Raw genomic sequence first — 17,164 nt, 5'->3', positions numbered from 1 at the left:
CGTGCAACAACACGCCCGCTTCGATTTGTTTGCTTTGTCACGATGTGGTGCGACAATCCGCTATAGATGAATCCTGCTTTTTCTGAACTTTCCTTGGCCGAGCCCTTGGCTCGTGCTGTAGCCGAACTCGGCTTTTCCTCCATGACGCCTATCCAGGCGCAGGCGATTCCGGTGGTGCTGCAAGGCCGCGACGTGATGGGCGCAGCCCAGACCGGCACCGGCAAAACCGCCGCCTTCTCGCTGCCGCTGCTGCAGCGCCTACTCAAACACGCCAGCTCCTCCACATCGCCAGCGCGGCACCCGGTGCGCGCACTGGTGTTGCTGCCCACGCGCGAGCTGGCGGTGCAGGTGGCGCAGCAAATCGAGCTCTACGCCAAATACACCGAGCTGCGCAGTACGGTGGTGTTTGGCGGCATGGACATGAAGCCCCAAACCGCCGAGTTGAAGCGAGGCGTCGAGGTGCTGGTGGCCACCCCAGGGCGCTTGCTGGACCACATCGAAGCCAAAAACTGCGTGCTCAACCAGGTCGAGTACGTGGTGCTCGACGAGGCCGACCGCATGCTCGACATCGGCTTTTTGCCCGATCTGCAGCGCATCCTCTCCTACCTGCCCAAGCAACGCACCACGCTGCTGTTCTCGGCCACTTTCTCGACCGAAATCAAGCGTCTGGCTTCGAGCTACCTGCAAGACCCGGTGACCATCGAGGTGGCGCGCTCCAACGCCACCGCCGCCACCATCGAGCAGCGCTTTTACCGGGTAGAAGAAAACGACAAGATCCAAGCGCTCAAGCAGGTGCTGCGCGAGCGCACGATCGGGCAGGCCTTTGTGTTCGTCAACAGCAAGCTCGGCTGTGCGCGGCTGGCGCGCTCGCTGGAGCACGATGGCCTCAACAGCACCGCCTTGCACGGCGACAAGAGCCAGGACGAACGCCTCAAGGCGCTCGATTCCTTCAAAAAGGGCGAGGTGCAACTGCTGGTCTGCACCGACGTGGCGGCGCGTGGGCTCGACATCAAAGACGTGCCCGCGGTGTTCAACTTCGACCTGCCCTTTAACGCCGAAGACTACGTGCACCGCATCGGCCGCACCGGCCGTGCTGGGGCTTCGGGTTTGTCCTTTTCATTCGTCTGCGGGCGCGATACCAAGTCGCTGGCCGAACTCGAAAAACTGCTGGGCAAAAAAGTTGAGGTGGAGCCACTGGAGCTCGAATCCGACCGGCGCCGCTTCGGTGGCGACCCGGGTCGTATCAACGACGGCCAGCGCCTCTGGCACGACCCGCGGGGCAGCGCCGAAGCGCGTGCTTTGCGCCCGCCGCCGCGTGCCGCCCGCCCGGCCGCCGACCCCTTCTTTGAGCAGCCGTATCAGCCCAAGCTGGCCCCCGAGGCCAAGCCCGAGTGGGAGCAGCAGTCCGCCAAGGCGGGAGCGGGCACGCGCTCGGTCTCGCCCTTCATCCGCACCAAGCGCAAGGTGGCGGCCTTGTTCAAGGCGGCTACCCCGGTGGCTGCCGGCGCCGAATGCGAGCGCCAGCCCGACCCCGAACCGGTCGCCTGAGACACCCGGTGTTCAGCGTCCCGGCCGCTGCGCCTGCTCACACTCGACTTCGATGAGGCTTGGCGCTTGCGACGAACCGGGGGCGGGCAGCCGGGCCGCGCTCAGGCAGCCGCCCCAAACGCAGCCGGTGTCGAGTGCGAGCAAATCGGGCCGCTGCTGCAGCCCCAAGGTGGACCAATGACCGAAGGCGATGGGGGTGCCTGCCGTTTGGCGGCCCGGCACCTCGAACCACGCCAAGTAGCCGGCTGGGGCAGCGCCCGAGCCGTCTTTGCTGGCGAATTCCATGCTGCCCTTGGGGGTGCAAAAGCGCAGCCGGGTGAGTGCGTTGACGATCACGCGCCAGCGCTCGGCCCCTTGCAAGCCTTCGCTCCAGCGCTCGGGCTGGTTGCCATACATCTGCTGCAGCCACTGCGGGCCCTCCGAGCTGGCCAGCACGGCCGACACCTCGTCGGCCAGCGCCAGCGTTTGTGCCGCCGTCCACTGCGGCAGCACACCGGCGTGCACCAGAAGCCAGCCCTGTACCTGCATGGCCAGCGGGCGCTGGCGCAGCCAGAGCAGCAGGTCGGAGCGGTCGTGGGCTTGCAGCACCGCGCCCAGGGTGTCGTGCCGGCTCGGTGGCCGCACCCCGTGCGCGACCGCCAGCAGGTGCAGGTCGTGGTTGCCCAGCAGGCACTGCGCCGCGCCTTCGAGCGCGCGCAGGCGGCGCAGCACCGCCAGCGAATCCGGGCCGCGGTTGACCATATCTCCCAGCAGGTAGAGCGTGTCGCGGCTGGGCGAAAAATCGATTTTGTGCAGCAGGCGCTGCAGCGCGGCGTCGCAGCCCTGCACGTCGCCGATTAGGTAGGTAGGCATAGAGCGAAATTATGGACGCCTTATTCATTTTGTTCCTCACGCTGCTCAACGGCGCCTTTGCCATGTCGGAGCTGGCGCTGGCGTCCAGCCGCAAGGCGCGGTTGCTGGCCATGGCCGAGAGCGGCGACCGCGGGGCCCAGACCGCGCTCGGTCTGATGGACAACCCAACCCAGTTTTTGTCCTCGGTGCAAGTGGGCATCACCTCGATCGGCATGCTCAACGGCATCATCGGCGAAGCGGCTTTCAGCGACGATCTGGCCGCCGTGCTGATGGGCTGGGGCTTGTCGGATGGCAGCGCCAGCCTGAGCGCCACGGCCATTGTGGTGCTGGTGATCACCTTCATCACCATCGTGTTTGGCGAACTGGTGCCCAAGCGCATCGGGCAGATCTACCCCGAGACGGTGTCGCGCTGGATGGCGCGCCCCATGGCCGGCGTGGCGCAGGCGACCAAACCCTTCGTCTGGCTGCTCACCCACACCACGCAAGCGGTGCTCAAGCTGCTGCGCATCGACAACCAGGCGGTGCAGCAAGTGACCGAGGCCGAAATCGACGCCAGCCTGCAAGAGGGCGTGGGCGCGGGCATCATCGAGGCGCAAGAGCACCGCATGGTGCGCAACGTGTTTTTGCTCGACGACCGGCCGCTGACTTCAATCATGGTGCCGCGCCCGGACGTGCTGTGGCTGGACGCCGCCGACCCGATAGCCACCGCGCTGCGGCGGGCGCAACAGGGCGGGCACTCGTGGTACCCGGTCTGCCGCGGCGGGCTGCAAGAGGTGCTGGGCGTGATCCACTTGCCGCAGCTGGTGGCGCTGGCGTGGGGGGCGCAGGGGCCACAGGAGCAGCCCGCCCAAGCCGAGCACTGGTCGCGCCAGATTGCGGCCCCCATTTTCGTCCCCGAAACCCTGAGCGGCATGGAGCTGCTGGAGCAGTTTCGCGCCCGCGCCACGCGCATGGTGTTCGTGGTCGATGAGTACGGCGAGGTGCAGGGCGTGCTGACGCCGCTGGACTTGCTCGAAGCCATCACCGGCGAGCTCTCGCCCGAGACGCCGCTCGACGCCTGGGCCAGGCCGCAGCCAGACGGCTCGTGGCTGGTCGATGGGGCCATGCCGGCGCACGAGCTCAAGGTGCGGCTGGAGATCGACGAATTGCCCGACGAGGACAAAGAGCGCTACAACACCGTGGGCGGCCTGATGCAGACCGTGGCCGGCGAGCTGCTGGAGGTGGGCGAGTCGGTGCAGGTGGCGGGCTGGCGCTTCACCGTGCAACGGCTCGACGGGCGCCGCATCGACGGGGTGCTGGTGCGACGTGTCATGCAGGAGTCAGCTCCCGAGGGCTGATTGGGTTATGTTCGTGGCTTCGATCAATCCACACGGAGACACAAACCCATGACACGCACGGTGCAACAATTGTTCGACCTCAGTGGCCAGACGGCGCTGGTGACGGGGGGCTCGCGCGGCCTCGGGCTGCAAATGGCGCAGGCGCTGGGCGAGGCCGGTGCGCGCCTGCTGCTGGTGGCGCGCAAGAGCGATGAGCTCGAAGCCGCGGCGCAGCAGCTCAAGGGCCAAGGGATCGAGGCGCAGTGGATCGTGGCCGACTGCGCCAAGCAGGCCGATCTGGAGCGGCTCGGGGCCGAGGCCTTGCAGCGCCTGGGCGCGGTCGATGTGCTGGTCAACAACGCCGGGGCCGCCTGGGGCGCACCGGCCGAGGAGCACCCCATCGAAGCCTGGGACAAGGTCATGAACCTCAACGTGCGCGGCTATTTTTTGCTCAGCCAATACATGGCCAAACACTGCATGATCGGGCGCCGCCGCGGCAGCATCATCAACTTGGCCTCGATTGCTGGCCTGGGTGGCAACCCGCGCGGCATGCACACCATCGCCTACAACACCTCCAAGGGGGCGGTGCTCAACTTCACCCGCGCGCTGGCGGCCGAGTGGGGGCCGCACGGCATACGGGTCAACGCCATTTGCCCAGGCTTTTTCCCCAGCCGCATGACGCGCGGCACGCTGGAGGCGCTGGGCGAGGAGCGGCTGGCCGCGCACGCGCCGCTGGGCCGCTTGGGCGACGACGAAGACCTCAAGGGCCTGACGCTGCTGCTGGCCTCGGCCGCCGGCAAGCACATCACGGGCCAGTGGCTGGCGGTGGATGGCGGCGTGAGCGCCGTCGTCGGCGGCTGAAATCCCTGGTCTGAACCAATGGCCGCGCACCCGGCGTGGCCGCCTATCGTTCCACTCACCCCAGGAGCTAAACCATGACCACCAATACCCGCATCGTGCTCGCCGCCCGCCCGCAAGGCCAAGCCGGCCTGGAGCACTTCCGGCTCGAAACCGTGCCCTTCGAGCCCTTGCAAGACGGCCAGGTGCGCGTGCGCCACCACTACCTGAGCCTGGACCCCTACATGCGCGGGCGCATGAACGAGGGCAAGAGCTATGCCGCGCCGCAGCCGCTCGACGAGGTGATGATAGGCGGCACCGCAGGCGAGGTGATCGAGAGCCGGCATCCGCGCTACAGCCTAGGCGACTGGGTGGTCGGCATGGGTGGCTGGCAGCAATACAGCGTGGTCGATGCCAACCCAGTGGGTGCGCTGCACCGGGTCGATCCCACCCACGTGCCCCTGAGCCACTACCTGGGCGCGGTGGGTATGCCGGGCGTGACGGCTTGGTACGGGCTGGTGCGCATCATCGACCCCAAGCCGGGCCAGACCGTGACCGTGAGCGCCGCCAGCGGGGCGGTGGGCAGCGCGGTGGGGGTGCTGGCCAAGGCGCGTGGCTGCCGCGTGGTGGGCATTGCAGGCGGCCCGGACAAATGCGCCTACGTGCGCGAGCAACTGGGATTCGATGACTGCATCGACCACCGCTTGCACCCCGACCACCTGGCGCTGGCCAAGGCGCTCAAAGCCGCCTGCCCGCAGGGCATAGACGGGCATTTCGAGAACGTCGGCGGGGCTGTGCTGGATGCCGTGCTGCTGCGCAGCAACGCCTTTGCCCGCATCGCCATCTGCGGCATGATCGCGGGCTACGAAGGGCAGCCGCTGCCGCTGCTCAATCCGGCCTTGATTTTGATCAACCGCCTGCGCGTGCAAGGCTTCATCGTCAGCGAACAGATGCAGGACTGGCCGCCCGCGCTGGCCGAGCTCGGGCAACTGGTGGGCAGCGGGCGCTTCAGGCCACGCGAGACGATCGCGCAGGGCATCGAGTCGGCCCCGACGGCCTTTCTGGGCCTGCTCAAGGGCCAGAACTTTGGCAAACAACTGGTGCGGCTGGTTTGAGCAACCCGAGGGCCAAGCAATGAACACGCAATGGCAGGGCCGGGTGGCTGTGATCACCGGGGCCGCTTCGGGCTTTGGGCTGGAGGTGGCGCGGCTGGCGGCGCAGCAGGGCATGAAGCTGGTGCTGGTGGATGTGCAGGCCGAGGCTTTGCAGCGCGCCGTGGCTGAACTCGACGCGTTGGGGGCGCAGACGCTGGCGCAGGTGCTCGATGTGTCGGACGCCGCCGCCATGGACGCATTGGGCGCAGCGGTGCAGCAGCACTTTGGCGCGCCGCACTTTGTGTTCAACAACGCCGGGGTGGGCGCGGGCGGGCTGGTGTGGGAAAACAGCGTGGCCGACTGGAACTGGGTGCTGGGCGTCAACCTCTGGGGCGTGATCCACGGGGTGCGCGTGTTCACGCCGCTGATGTTGGCCGCTGCCGCAGCCGACCCGGCCTACCGGGGCCATATCGTCAACACCGCCAGCATGGCGGGCCTGCTCACGCCGCCCAATATGGGGGTTTACAACGTGAGCAAGCACGCCGTGGTGGCCCTGAGCGAGACGCTGTACCAAGATTTGGCGCTGGTGACGCAGCAGGTGCGCGCCAGCGTCCTGTGCCCCTACTACGTGCCAACCGGGATCAGCCAGAGCCAGCGCAACCGTCCCGCCCAATGGGCCGCCGAGGCCCCGACGCGCAGCCAGTTGATCGGGCAAGCCATGAGCGACAAAGCCGTGGGCAGCGGCAAGGTGTCGGCAGCCGAGGTGGCGGCCCAGGTGATGGCCGCGCTCGACAGCGGCGGCTTTTACCTCTACAGCCACCCGCAGGCGCTGGGCAATGTGCAGGCGCGCTGGCAGGCGATCGTGCAGGGCCACAACCCGCCCGACCCCTTTGCCGAGCGGCCGCAGGTGGGTGAACAGCTGCGTGCGGCCTTGCGGCTGGGCTGAGTTTGGCCCCAGCGCCTTGCGGCCCCGGCTTTGCGCTCCACTATACTGCCCGGTCAACGTTTCCCCTTACCAGCGCCCCCATGCAACTCGAAGAACTCTTGGCCCAAGCCAAGGCACTGCCCAGCATTCCGCGCGTGGTGTCGGAGGTGTCGGCCGAGCTCAACACAGAGGAGCCCGATGCGCGCCGCATCAGCGAAGCCATAGCCACCGACCCGGCCCTCACCGCGCGGCTGCTCAAGTTGGCCAATTCGGCTTTTTTTGGCCTGTCGCGCGAAATTCTGAGTGTGCAAGACGCCGTCAACATCTTGGGCTTCAACCAGTTGCGCACCACGGTGCAGGCGGTGGCGCTGGGGCGCAGTTTCAAGGCCGTGCCCGGCGTCAACCTCGAGCAGTTCTGGCGCTACAGCCTCAACAGCGCCAAGATTTGCCGCACGCTGGCGCGCAGCATGCGACTAAACGAGGGCGCTGCCTTCACTGCGGGGCTGGTGCACGCGGTGGGCGACTTGGTGCTGCACATCGGCCTGCCCGAAGAAATCGGCCGCATCGACTGGAGCGTTTCACCCTTTGACATGAAGCGCGCCGAGGCCGAGCGCGCCGTGCTGGGCTACACCTACGCCGACGTAAGTGCGGCCTTTGCCGCCAAGTGGGATTTTCCCGAGCTGATCGTGCGTGCGCTGCAGCACCAGTTGCTGCCCTTCGAGGGCGATATTTACGAACCGCTGGCGGGTATCGTGCACATGGCGGCGTGGCGCGCACGGGCCCAAGAAATCAACCTCGACCGGGCAGGCATGGCCGCCACCTTCCCCGAGGTGGTGGCGCTTTTGCTCGGGCTGGACCTTGACATGGTGCTCGACAAAGACCCGAGCGATTGGACCTCGGCGGGCGAGTTGTCGGCCTTTCTGGGTTGAGTTTGCGATGCGCCTCGATGAGCTGTTGCGCCAACCCCAGAGCCTGCCGGTGGTGCCCGAGCTGGCGGCCAAGCTGATCCAGACCTTCGAACTCGACGAGGTCGATTTCGATGCCTTGGCACGCGACATCGAGCACGACCCGGTGCTCACGGCGCGCCTGCTGCGGCAGGCCAATTCCTCCTTTTTTGCCCTGCTGCGCCCGGTCGGCACGGCGCGCGAGGCGATCACGGTGCTGGGGCTCAACAAGGTGCGCGCGCTGGTCATCGCCGCTGCCCTGAATGCCAGCTTTCACGCCGTGAGCGGCATCAACCTCGACAAATTTTGGCACTTCAGCTTCGCCGCCGCCACCGTGGCCCGCTTGATCTGCACCCCGCGCCGGCTCGACGCCAACCTGGCTTTCACCGCGGCCCTGCTGCACGGCGTGGGCGAGTTGGTGCTGCACATGGGGCTGCCCGAAACCATGGCCAGCCTGAACCAGCGCGTGGGCGTGTTTGCGCTCGATCGCGCCGCCGCCGAGCGGCTGGCGCTGGGCTACAGCTACGCCGAAGCCGGCACCGCGCTGGCCCAGCACTGGCGCCTGCCGCGCCTGCTGGTGACGGCCATCGAGCAGCACACCGAGCCGCTGGCGGCGGCCGAACAGGAGCCGCTGGCGGCGGTGGTGCACCTGGCGAGCTGGCGCGCGCGCCTGCTGCTGGCGGGCAACCACCCCAACGAGCTGATCGACCACTACCCGGACGACGTGGGCGAGGCGCTGGGGCTGGACCCGGACCTGCTGGTCGCGCCCAATGTGGCCGGGCTGGATCAATTGCCGGGGGTTTGATGGCCAAGCTGCAGGCGCTGCGCCTCTACGCCGGCCCGGCGGCGCTGCGCCATTTGCAAACCCAGGGCTTGCAGGCGCAGGATGTGGGCATTGTGGCCGGGGCCGCCGGTGGCCCCAAGGGGCTGATTCTGGGGCCGCTGGATCGATTCATCTTTGGCCATTGGCTGGCGCAGAGCACGCAGACCATCGACCTGGTGGGGGCTTCGGTTGGGGCCTGGCGCATGGCCACGGCCTGTTTTGACGATTGCGCCCAGGCCTTTGAGCGCTTCGAGCACGGCTACATCCGGCAGCAGTTCGAGCTGGAGCCGGGGCGCAAACGGCCCACGGCGGCGCACGTGAGTGAGCGCTTCGCGCACAACTTGCAGGCTTTCTACGCTGGCCGCTTGCCGCAGGTGCTGGCGCACCCGCGCTATCGGCTGCATGTGCTCACCTCGCGTGGCCGCCACCTGCTGCGGCGCGAGCAGCGCTGGCTCACCCCGGCGGGCTACCTTGGGGCTTGGCTGAGCAACGCGCTGCACCGCCCAGCGCTGGGGGCGTGGCTGGAGCGGGTGGTGTTTTCCACTCCGGGCGCGGCCTTGCCCTTTGGCAGCGCCGATCTGCGCACGCGCCAAGCCTGGCTCGACGAGCGCAACCTGCTGCCAGCGCTGCAAGCCAGTTGCTCGGTGCCGTTTGCCATGCAGGCGGTGCCAGACATTCCCGGCGCACCCAAGGGTGCCTACTGGGACGGCGGCATCACCGACTACCACTTGCACCTGAATTGGCGGCGCGAGAGTGGGCTGGTGCTGTACCCGCACTTTCAGCGCCACCTGGTGCCGGGCTGGCTCGACAAGGCGCTCAAGTGGCGCCATCGCAGCACCGCGTTTCTGGACCACACGCTGGTGCTGGCCCCCAACCCGGACTGGCTGCGCACGCTGCCGCACGGCAAGCTGCCCGATCGCAGCGATTTCGAGCGCTACGGCAGCGATCTGGGGGCGCGGGTGCAGGCCTGGAGCTGGGCGGCCTCGGCCAGCCAGCAGTTGGCGGATGAATTCGACGCCTGGTTGCAGCAGCCCGACCCGTCGCAGGTGCGGCTGTTGTAGCAACCAGCGTTACATCGAGGCTTCGAGCAAGGCGCGGTAGTCGTCGGCGCTGGCCAGGCGCGGGTTGCTTTTGTGGCAGTGGTCGGCCAAGGCGCCTTCGATCACGCGCTCAAACAGCTCGCGCCCCACGCCCATGGCCACCAGCCCACTGGGCAAGCCCAGGCGCTGGTTCAGGGCGCGGATGGCCGGGCCTAGGGCTTGCGCGTCGGTGCCCAAGCCCATGGCCTGCGCCATGCGCTCCAGGCGGCGCTCTTGCTGCACCGCTGCGGCGCTGGCGTTGAAGGCCAGCACGGCGGGCAAAAACACCGCGTTCAGGGTGCCGTGGTGCAGCCGTGGCAGCACGCCGCCCAGGCTGTGGCTGAGCGAGTGCACGCAGCCCAGCCCTTTCTGAAACGCCATTGCGCCCTGCATGCTGGCGCTCATCATCTGCAACCGCGCCTGGCGGTCTTGCCCATCGCGGGTGGCGCGTTCGATGTGCGCCCAACCGCGCTCCAGTCCGTCGAGCGCAATGCCGTCGGCCGGTGGGTTGAAGGCGCTGGCCATGAAGGTTTCCATGCAGTGCGCGATCGCGTCCATGCCGGTGGCGGCGGTGAGCAGCGGCGGCAGCCCGAGCGTGAGCTCGGGGTCGAGGATGGCCGCCTTGGGCAGCAAATGCCAACTGTGAAAGCCGAGCTTGCGCCCGTCATCGACGATCAAAATCGCTCCGCGCGCCACCTCGCTGCCGGTGCCGGCGGTGGTGGGCACAGCGATCAAGGGCGGCACCTGGGCGCTGATTTTGGCCGAGCCGCCTTCGATGGTGGCGTAGGTTTTGAGCGGCCCCGGGTGCGCCACGGCAATCGCCACGCCCTTGGCGCAGTCGATGGCGCTGCCGCCGCCGAGCGCGATCAGGCCGTCGCAGCGCGCTTGGCTATAGACCGCCGCGGCGGCGCGCACGGCGGCCTCGGTCGGGTTGCTGGGGGTGGCGTCGAACACCGCATGGGGCAGGGCGGCGCCCCCTAGGCCCAGCGCCGCCACGGCGCGCTGCAGCAGCCCGGCGGCGCGCACCCCGGCGTCGGTGACGATCAAGGGCCGCTCGATGCCGACGCGCTCGCACTCGCTGGCCAACAGGCGCAGGGCACCGAGCTCGATCTGGATTTGGGTCAGGTAAAAAATCTGGGCCATGGGGCGGTCTCCGTGGGGCGTGCTGGCCCGTCAACTATAAGGCGCAATGCTGCTGCCGTCAGATGCCGAGGTGACAGAGGACCAGCGTGCCGCAACCCGGCGCTGGCGCATCGCCCAGACGAATAAATTCATTTAGTGTAAAGTGCTGCCATTGACTGCAAAAACAGGAGATGCCGTCATGGCCGTCGTCACCATTCGCAACCTGCCCAACGAGGTGCACCGTGCGCTGCGCGTACGCGCGGCCCAGCATGGCCGCAGCACCGAGGCCGAAATTCGCGCGATTCTGGAGGCGGTTGCCCGACCGACAGAGCGCATCAAACTGGGTTCTTTGTTGGCCTCCATCGCCCGCGAGGCGGGGCCCTTGAGCGCGGCCGAGGCGCAGCATTTCAGCCAACTGCGCGACCAGACCCCGGCCCAACCCATGAGCTTCGAATGATCCTCATCGACACCAACGTGATTTCCGAATTGTGGAAGCCCGCACCCGATGCGCAGGTGCAGGCTTGGCTCGACGCCCAAGCCATCGAAACCCTCTACCTGAGCGCCGTTACCGTGGCCGAACTGCGTTTTGGCCTGATGTCGATGCCGGCCGGCAAACGGCGCGCGGTCTATCTGGATCGCTTGCAGCAAGAGGTGCTGGCGGCCTTTGCCGGGCGTGTGCTGGCTTTTGACTTGCACGCCGCGCTGGCCTATGCCGACTTGATGGCGCGGGCGCGAGCCGCAGGCAAGGCCATAGGTATGACCGATGGATACATTGCTGGCACGGCCGCCGCTCACGGCTTCATGGTGGCCACACGCGACACCAGCCCGTTTGAGGCCGCCGGCCTGAGCGTCGTCAACCCGTGGCAGGCGGCGCAGAACCCCAGCCCGACCGATGCACCGCAGCCCGGCGTGCCGCGCGGTAGTGGCGGGCCTGTGGGTGGCTCTGTGGGAGGCTCTGTGGCGGTTTAGCCGCCGATATAGCTCATCTCGATGCGCTGGCCGGACTTGGCATCGGCCGATCGGGCCTGCGCCGCCAAGCTGGCGCGCAGCTCCGAGTAGCGCTCGCTCCGGGGCTGCCAGATGGCGGCGATTGCCGCGGCCAGATCGGCCTCGCTGACCCCGCCGCGCAGCAGGGCGCGCAAATCGTAGCCCTGGGTGGCGAACAGGCACAAATACACCTTGCCCTCGGTCGAGAGGCGGGCGCGGTTGCAGTCGCGGCAGAAGGCTTGGGTGACGCTGCTGATGAAGCCCACCTCGCCCAGCGCCGGGTCGTGGCGCCCATCGGGCCCGGCATGGCCCCAGCGCTCGGCGGTTTCGCCGGTGGCGCTGGCGGGCAGGGGCAGCAGCGGCAATTCGGCTTCGATCAACTGGCGCGCCGCCGCGCTGGGCAGCACCTCGTCCATGCGCCAGCCGTTGCTGCAGCCCACGTCCATGTACTCGATGAAGCGCAGCGCCACGGGGCGGCCGCGAAAGTGGCGCACCAGCGGCACGATCTGGTGCTCGTTGCTGCCGCGCTTGACCACGGTGTTGATCTTGATCGGCCCCAGCCCGGCGGCCTCGGCGGCGTCGATGCCGGCCAGCACGTCGGCGACCGGGAAATCGGCGTCGTTCATGCGCTTGAACACCGCGTCGTCGAGCGCGTCGAGGCTGATGGTGATGCGTTTCAGCCCGGCGGCTTTGAGGCTGCGCGCCTTGCGCTGCAGCAGGCTGGCGTTGGTGGTGAGGGTGAGGTCGAGCGGCTGGCCGTCGGGCGTGCGCAGTTGCGCCAGTTGCTCGATCAGGGATTCGATGTTTTTGCGCAGCAGCGGCTCGCCGCCGGTCAGGCGCAGCTTGCGCACCCCGTGCGCCACAAAAATCCGCGCCAGCCGCGTGATTTCCTCGAAGCTGAGCAAATCGGCATGCGGCAAAAAACGGTGCTGGTTGTCAAATACCTCGCGCGGCATGCAGTAGCTGCAGCGAAAGTTGCAGCGGTCGGTGACGCTGATGCGCAAATCGCGCAGCGGCCGCCCAAGCGCATCGAGCAGCTCGCCGCTGGGTGCCACAGCGGGCGCGCCCACTGACCACGCCGGCACCAACAGGCCGGGGTGGTAGGCGTTGACCAAGGGGATGATGCGCTCGGACATAAGTCGCTAGCTTATACCAAGTGGCAGCGAGTCAGTTTGGCGACGGTAAAATCGGCTCCAATGTTGCGTGGCAGCAGGCGCTGTCGGCTGGCCGTGTGTCGCGCGGCCGTTTTGTTTGCTTTCCCCATTCCTTTCTTCATCACAGGCCGTTTCACCCATGTCACTCGACCACGTCACCCCTGGCAACAAAGCGCCCGCCATCTTCAATGTCATCATCGAAATCTCGATGAACGGCGACCCGATCAAGTACGAGGTGGACAAGGCCTCGGGCTGCATCTTCGTCGATCGCTTCATGAACACGGCGATGCACTACCCGACCAACTACGGCTACGTGCCCAAGACCATTTCGGGCGATGGCGACCCGGTGGACGTGCTGGTGATCACGCCGGTGCCGCTGCCGCCCGGGGTGGTGGTGCCGTGCCGCGCGCTGGGCATCCTGAAAATGGAGGACGAAGGCGGCGTGGATGGCAAGGTGCTGGCGGTGCCGACCGAAAAAATCCTGCCGCTGTACTCGCAGTGGCAGAGCCTGTCGGACCTGAACCCGATCAGCCTGAAGGCGATCGAGCACTTTTTCGAGCACTACAAAGACCTCGACCCCGGCAAGTGGGTCAAGGTACAGGGCTGGGAAGGGCTGGAGGCGGCGCACCAAGAAATCCGCGACGGCATCGCGGCCTACGAGAAAGAGCAACAGCAGGGTTGAGGCGCAGGCGAACACGAACGCGCTGCTGTGGCACCAGAATTGTCTGCCGACCTGAGCACTGACCCGGCCGCTGCCACGCTGCCCATCTGCGTGGCGCAGCTCAACCCCGTCGTCGGCGACCTAGCCGGTAACGTGCAGCAGATCGCGGCGGCAGCGCGCGCGGCCCACGCCCAAGGCGCACGGCTGCTGCTCACGCCCGAGCTGGCGCTGTGCGGCTACCCGGCCGAAGACCTGCTGCTGCGGCCGGCCTTCGTGGCCGACTGCGAGGCGGCGCTGCAAGAACTGGCGCGCCTGAGCGCCGAGTGGCCGGGGCTGCACCTGGTGCTGGGGCACCCGGCGGCGCTGGCGCCATCCCACCCCGCCGACGAGCCCGCCGGGGGCCACGGCCGCACGCGCTGCCTCAATGCCGCCTCGGTGCTGGCCGACGGGCAGGTGCGGCTGCGCTACGCCAAGCGCGAACTGCCGAACTACCAGGTGTTCGACGAGCAGCGCACCTTTGTGCCGGGCCAAGGCGTGGGCGTGTTCGATCTGCCCGCCGGGCACGGACAGCGGCTGCGCATTGGGCTCTTGATTTGTGAAGACGCCTGGTACCCCGAGCCTGCCGCCCAATCCAAGGCCGCCGGGGCCGAGCTGCTGCTGGTGCTCAACGCCTCGCCCTACCACTGGGGCAAGGGCGCGCAGCGCGAGCAGGTGATGCGCCAGCGCGTGGCCGAGACCGGCTTGCCGCTGGTCTATGCGCACCTGGTGGGGGCGCAAGACGAGGTGGTGTTCGAGGGGCGCAGCTTCGCCCTTGATGCCGACGGCCGCTTGGCCGCGCGCGCCGCCAGTTTTGTGCCCGAGTTGTTGCGCCTCGAGGCCATTGCTTTGCCGCGCAGCCCGTGGCAGCTCAGCGGCCCTATAGCCCCGGTGCCCGAGCCGCTGGCCGAGCTGTGGCAGGCGCTGGTGCTGGGCTTGCGCGACTATGTGGAGAAAAACGGTTTTCCGGGGGCGCTGCTGGGTCTGTCGGGCGGCATCGATTCGGCGCTGGTGCTGGCGCTGGCGGTCGATGCCTTGGGGCCGGCGCGCGTGCGCACGCTCATGCTGCCCTCGCCCTACAGCGCCGAGATTTCGCTCATCGACGCGCGCGAGATGGCTGCGCGCTTGGGCGTGCGCCACGAGGAGGTGTCGATCCAGCCCGTGTTCGAGGCGCTGCTGCACACGCTCGAGCCCCTGTTCGAGGGCCGTGCGCCCGACCTCACCGAAGAAAACCTGCAAGCGCGCATCCGTGGCGTGCTGCTGATGGCGCTGTCCAACAAGTTTGGCGCCATCGTGCTCACCACCGGCAACAAGAGCGAGCTCGCCACCGGCTATTGCACCCTCTATGGCGACATGGCGGGCGGCTTTGCCGTGCTCAAGGATGTGCCCAAAACCCGGGTTTTCGAGCTGGCGCGCTGGCGCAACGCCCACGACCCCTGCGGGGGTGGCGCGAACCCAATCCCCGAGCGCATCATCACCCGGCCGCCGAGCGCCGAGCTGCGCCCGAACCAGACCGACCAGGACAGCCTGCCACCCTACGAGCTGCTCGATGCCATTGTCGAGCGCTACGTGGAGCAAGAGCAGAGCGCGGCAGAGATCATCGCCGCCGGCTACCCGCAGGCCGCCGTGGAGCAGGTGCTGCGGCTGCTGCGCCTGAGCGAATACAAGCGCCGCCAAGGCCCGCTGGGCACCCGCGTGACGCCGCGCAGCTTCGGCAAAGACTGGCGCTACCCCAACACCAACCGCTACCGGGGCTGAATAGGCCGCATACGTGTCACCTATGCACGTGTCTCGCCGTAGCGAGGTTTCTTGCGCTGATGTCTGACGACAAGGACTCGAATGCTGGTTTCGTGACTTCTGTACACGAGCGAATAGGGAAAGATCCGCATTGGAAACACGCGGCGACCCTTTGTGCCGGGTGTGCCAATGCTTGGGTGTTGAGCTAACAACTGGACGACCCGCTCGAACTCACGCAGAAACCGATACGCTACGAGTACGCCGGCTTGCTCCGTGTAGAAATCCAAGGCGTCGGCGATGTCATCTTCGGCACCAGGATGAAGCGAATACGTCACCGATCCAGTCTTGCTCGAAGGCGGGAAATGGCTTCGTGCCCTGGGACTTCGATCACGCGCCCTGATTCCAATTCGGCCTCCCTATGATCGACTTCGCGTTCCCACGCTTGTTCGATCTCAGGGTCTGAATCCAAGCTTGCAATGAGTCGCTCAAGCAGGAGGGAGCGATCCGCCGGGAGCAGCTCGAGGGCTTGAGCTTGCAAGATTTCCAGGGTGGTGCTCATGATGGATCTTCGGCGCTGTTGGACTGATGCTGGGGCCGTTGGCGGCTGCGGCGCTGCCCGAGATTATGGCCGGGGCCTTGCAGGAAAGCAAGCGCGGTGTGTCAGAGCAGCGCTCAGAAGGCCAAGCAGCCGGCATGCAACTGGACAGCGCCGCCGGAGCGCATGGAGGTGGAGAGGCAGAAGCCAGAGCGAGGCCTCATAACACCTGCGATGAACTCCCGGATCTCTAAAAGGAGCGTGGACTGCGCTCAGCGCAGCCGCAGCCACGCGCCATCGCTGAGCTGGCGCGGTGGGTGCAGCACCACCTGGTCGCCGGCTTGCAGACCGGCGAGTATCTGCACCCGGCCTTCGCCCTGCAGGCCCAGTTGCACCGCTTGCAGCCGGGCGCGCTGCCCGTCGATGCGATACACCGCCCAGCCGGGTTCGGTGCGGGTGCCCCCAGCGCCGCCAGCGCCATTCGCGCTGCGGTGGCGGAAGACGGCGGCGCTGGGCAGGTAGAGGGCCTCGGGCACCGAGCGCAGCACGAAGCGCGCCTGCACCCGGTAGGCCTCACCCAAGCCAGCCCAGGCGGCGGGCTCGTCGCGCAGCGCCAGCCACACCCGCACCCGCTGCTCCTGCACCCCGAGCGCCGACACCTGGGTGAAAGCGGCCGGCTCGATGCGGCGCACCTCGGCCTTGAGCGTGGCCGGGCCGCCCCAACGCAGCAGCTCGACCGCCATGCCCGGGCGCAGCCGCACCGCATCGGCCGACAGCACATCGGCCTCGACTTCGAGCGCCTGCGGGTTGCCCAACTCCAGGATCGGCTCGCCCAGCGGCACCGCGCGCTCGCTTTGCAAGTGGCGCCGCAGCAGCACGCCGTCGATGGGGGCGCGCAGCAGCAGCGCGGCCGCACCCGGGCGCGCCGGGTCGTGCGCCAGCAAGGCGGCACGGGCGGCGTCGCGCTGGTAGCGGGCGCTGCCCTGACTCCATTGCGCGCTTTGGGCACGCTGGGCGCTGGTTTCGCGCTGCGTCTGCGCCTGTTGCAGCGCCGCCGCCGACACCATGCCTTGCGCCGCCAGCGCTTGGGCGCGATCGGCGGCGCTGGCGGCCAACTGGGCCGTTTGCGCGGCCGCAGCGGCTTCGGCTTGGGCCGCTGCGTAGCTGGCTTGCGCCGCCGCGGCTTGGGCCTGCGCCTGGGCGCGGCTGCGCGCATCCAGCGCCGGGCTGGCCAGTGGGCGCAAGCGCACCAGCACCTGTCCGGCCTGCACGTGCTCGCCGGGCTCCCACTCCAGCCGTTCCACCACGCCGGCCACCGGCGCGCTCAGCACAAAGCGCTGTTGCATGCGGGCGCGGCCTTCGGCCTCGAAGCTCTCGCGCACCGTGCCTTGCCGCACCGTGGCGTGGTCCACCAAGTGGCGCGCTGGCCACAGCGCCAGCGCCAGCAAGGCCGCCAACACGGCGGCGGCGATCAGGTAGCGCAGCCACGGGGCAGCGGGCAGGGGCTGGGTCAT

17 protein-coding genes and 1 pseudogene are annotated in these 17,164 nt (G+C 68.0%); 12 read left to right on the top strand and 6 right to left on the bottom strand.

Features of this window, described 5'->3' with window-relative positions:
• Positions 1–66: 66 nt before the first annotated feature.
• Positions 67–1,548, top strand: a complete 1,482-nt coding sequence (locus tag SRAA_RS08025; RefSeq protein WP_045531975.1) for a DEAD/DEAH box helicase — start codon at positions 67–69, stop codon at positions 1,546–1,548.
• 12 nt (positions 1,549–1,560) lie between these two features.
• On the opposite strand, the gene SRAA_RS08020 is transcribed toward SRAA_RS08025, so the two are convergent.
• A complete protein-coding gene (locus SRAA_RS08020) occupies positions 1,561–2,400 on the bottom strand; it encodes a symmetrical bis(5'-nucleosyl)-tetraphosphatase (protein ID WP_045531973.1) in 840 nt (279 codons plus the stop codon).
• 11 nt (positions 2,401–2,411) lie between these two features.
• Between SRAA_RS08020 and SRAA_RS08015 the strand changes: the two genes are divergently transcribed.
• The 7 genes from SRAA_RS08015 (at position 2,412) to SRAA_RS07985 (ending at position 9,400) form a co-directional block, all read left to right on the top strand.
• A complete protein-coding gene (locus SRAA_RS08015; protein ID WP_045531970.1) occupies positions 2,412–3,737 on the top strand; it encodes a hemolysin family protein in 1,326 nt (441 codons plus the stop codon).
• A 48-nt stretch (positions 3,738–3,785) separates the two neighbouring features.
• Positions 3,786–4,577: an SDR family oxidoreductase gene (locus tag SRAA_RS08010; protein ID WP_045531968.1), complete on the top strand. Its 792-nt coding sequence runs from the start codon at positions 3,786–3,788 to the stop codon at positions 4,575–4,577.
• A 74-nt stretch (positions 4,578–4,651) separates the two neighbouring features.
• Positions 4,652–5,668 carry an NADP-dependent oxidoreductase gene (locus tag SRAA_RS08005; protein ID WP_045531966.1) on the top strand — a complete coding sequence of 339 codons (1,017 nt, stop codon included), beginning with the start codon at positions 4,652–4,654 and terminating at the stop codon, positions 5,666–5,668.
• A gap of 19 nt (positions 5,669–5,687) precedes the next feature.
• The gene (locus SRAA_RS08000) at positions 5,688–6,593 is read left to right on the top strand and encodes an SDR family oxidoreductase (protein ID WP_045531964.1); all 906 of its coding nucleotides are present in this window, start codon (positions 5,688–5,690) and stop codon (positions 6,591–6,593) included.
• Positions 6,594–6,673: 80 nt separating this feature from the next.
• Entirely contained in the window at positions 6,674–7,501 is an 828-nt protein-coding gene (locus SRAA_RS07995) for an HDOD domain-containing protein (protein ID WP_045531962.1), read from the top strand.
• 7 nt (positions 7,502–7,508) lie between these two features.
• Entirely contained in the window at positions 7,509–8,321 is an 813-nt protein-coding gene (locus SRAA_RS07990) for an HDOD domain-containing protein (RefSeq protein WP_045531961.1), read from the top strand.
• Positions 8,322–8,329: 8 nt separating this feature from the next.
• Positions 8,330–9,400: a patatin-like phospholipase family protein gene (locus SRAA_RS07985; protein WP_045533554.1), complete on the top strand. Its 1,071-nt coding sequence runs from the start codon at positions 8,330–8,332 to the stop codon at positions 9,398–9,400.
• Between the two features lie 9 nt (positions 9,401–9,409).
• Here SRAA_RS07985 and SRAA_RS07980 read toward each other — a convergent pair whose 3' ends face one another.
• Positions 9,410–10,561 (bottom strand): iron-containing alcohol dehydrogenase, encoded by a 1,152-nt coding sequence (locus SRAA_RS07980; protein WP_045531959.1) that lies wholly within the window; start codon positions 10,559–10,561, stop codon positions 9,410–9,412.
• Between the two features lie 178 nt (positions 10,562–10,739).
• On the opposite strand from SRAA_RS07980, the gene SRAA_RS07975 reads away from it, so the two are divergent.
• On the top strand, positions 10,740–10,997 hold the full coding sequence (locus SRAA_RS07975; protein WP_045531957.1) for a FitA-like ribbon-helix-helix domain-containing protein: 258 nt from the start codon (positions 10,740–10,742) through the stop codon (positions 10,995–10,997).
• A pseudogene (locus SRAA_RS07970) lies at positions 10,994–11,410 on the top strand (PIN domain-containing protein); the annotation flags it as partial. The gene SRAA_RS07975 and the pseudogene SRAA_RS07970, both read left to right, overlap by 4 nt.
• Positions 11,411–11,505: 95 nt before the next feature.
• On the opposite strand, the gene moaA reads toward SRAA_RS07970, so the two are convergent.
• Positions 11,506–12,663: a GTP 3',8-cyclase MoaA gene (gene moaA / locus SRAA_RS07965; protein ID WP_045531955.1), complete on the bottom strand. Its 1,158-nt coding sequence runs from the start codon at positions 12,661–12,663 to the stop codon at positions 11,506–11,508.
• A 157-nt stretch (positions 12,664–12,820) separates the two neighbouring features.
• Here moaA and ppa point away from each other — a divergent pair, with 157 nt between their 5' ends.
• The gene (gene ppa, locus SRAA_RS07960) at positions 12,821–13,363 is read left to right on the top strand and encodes an inorganic diphosphatase (RefSeq protein WP_045531953.1); all 543 of its coding nucleotides are present in this window, start codon (positions 12,821–12,823) and stop codon (positions 13,361–13,363) included.
• Between the two features lie 39 nt (positions 13,364–13,402).
• The gene (locus SRAA_RS07955; protein WP_420834914.1) at positions 13,403–15,136 is read left to right on the top strand and encodes an NAD+ synthase; all 1,734 of its coding nucleotides are present in this window, start codon (positions 13,403–13,405) and stop codon (positions 15,134–15,136) included.
• Between the two features lie 20 nt (positions 15,137–15,156).
• Here the strand turns inward: SRAA_RS07955 and SRAA_RS12860 are convergent, their stop codons facing one another.
• From SRAA_RS12860 to SRAA_RS07945, 3 genes are all read right to left on the bottom strand, one after another.
• Entirely contained in the window at positions 15,157–15,450 is a 294-nt protein-coding gene (locus SRAA_RS12860) for a type II toxin-antitoxin system RelE/ParE family toxin (RefSeq protein WP_082039979.1), read from the bottom strand.
• A complete protein-coding gene (locus tag SRAA_RS07950) occupies positions 15,447–15,674 on the bottom strand; it encodes an addiction module protein (protein WP_045531951.1) in 228 nt (75 codons plus the stop codon). The genes SRAA_RS12860 and SRAA_RS07950 overlap by 4 nt, the downstream gene beginning before the upstream one ends.
• 248 nt (positions 15,675–15,922) lie before the next feature.
• Positions 15,923–17,164, bottom strand: coding sequence for an efflux RND transporter periplasmic adaptor subunit (locus SRAA_RS07945; protein ID WP_045531949.1), 1,242 nt, complete (start codon positions 17,162–17,164; stop codon positions 15,923–15,925).

This window comes from Serpentinimonas raichei, assembly GCF_000828895.1.
GTDB classification, from domain to species: Bacteria; Pseudomonadota; Gammaproteobacteria; order Burkholderiales; family Burkholderiaceae_C; genus Serpentinimonas; species Serpentinimonas raichei.
Note: the sequence above shows the minus strand (reverse complement) of the source record. Positions and strands in the feature narration are given on the sequence as shown.

Excerpts from the sequence above, each read along its gene's own strand:
- SRAA_RS08025 (WP_045531975.1), top strand. The coding sequence starts at position 67 with ATGAATCCTGCTTTTTCTGAACTTTCCTTGGCCGAGCCCTTGGCTCGT.
- SRAA_RS08020 (WP_045531973.1), bottom strand. The coding sequence starts at position 2,400 with ATGCCTACCTACCTAATCGGCGACGTGCAGGGCTGCGACGCCGCGCTG.
- SRAA_RS08015 (WP_045531970.1), top strand. The coding sequence starts at position 2,412 with ATGGACGCCTTATTCATTTTGTTCCTCACGCTGCTCAACGGCGCCTTT.
- SRAA_RS08010 (WP_045531968.1), top strand. The coding sequence starts at position 3,786 with ATGACACGCACGGTGCAACAATTGTTCGACCTCAGTGGCCAGACGGCG.
- SRAA_RS08005 (WP_045531966.1), top strand. The coding sequence starts at position 4,652 with ATGACCACCAATACCCGCATCGTGCTCGCCGCCCGCCCGCAAGGCCAA.
- SRAA_RS08000 (WP_045531964.1), top strand. The coding sequence starts at position 5,688 with ATGAACACGCAATGGCAGGGCCGGGTGGCTGTGATCACCGGGGCCGCT.
- SRAA_RS07995 (WP_045531962.1), top strand. The coding sequence starts at position 6,674 with ATGCAACTCGAAGAACTCTTGGCCCAAGCCAAGGCACTGCCCAGCATT.
- SRAA_RS07990 (WP_045531961.1), top strand. The coding sequence starts at position 7,509 with ATGCGCCTCGATGAGCTGTTGCGCCAACCCCAGAGCCTGCCGGTGGTG.
- SRAA_RS07980 (WP_045531959.1), bottom strand. The coding sequence starts at position 10,561 with ATGGCCCAGATTTTTTACCTGACCCAAATCCAGATCGAGCTCGGTGCC.
- SRAA_RS07975 (WP_045531957.1), top strand. The coding sequence starts at position 10,740 with ATGGCCGTCGTCACCATTCGCAACCTGCCCAACGAGGTGCACCGTGCG.
- moaA (WP_045531955.1), bottom strand. The coding sequence starts at position 12,663 with ATGTCCGAGCGCATCATCCCCTTGGTCAACGCCTACCACCCCGGCCTG.
- ppa (WP_045531953.1), top strand. The coding sequence starts at position 12,821 with ATGTCACTCGACCACGTCACCCCTGGCAACAAAGCGCCCGCCATCTTC.
- SRAA_RS07950 (WP_045531951.1), bottom strand. The coding sequence starts at position 15,674 with ATGAGCACCACCCTGGAAATCTTGCAAGCTCAAGCCCTCGAGCTGCTC.
- SRAA_RS07945 (WP_045531949.1), bottom strand. The coding sequence starts at position 17,164 with ATGACCCAGCCCCTGCCCGCTGCCCCGTGGCTGCGCTACCTGATCGCC.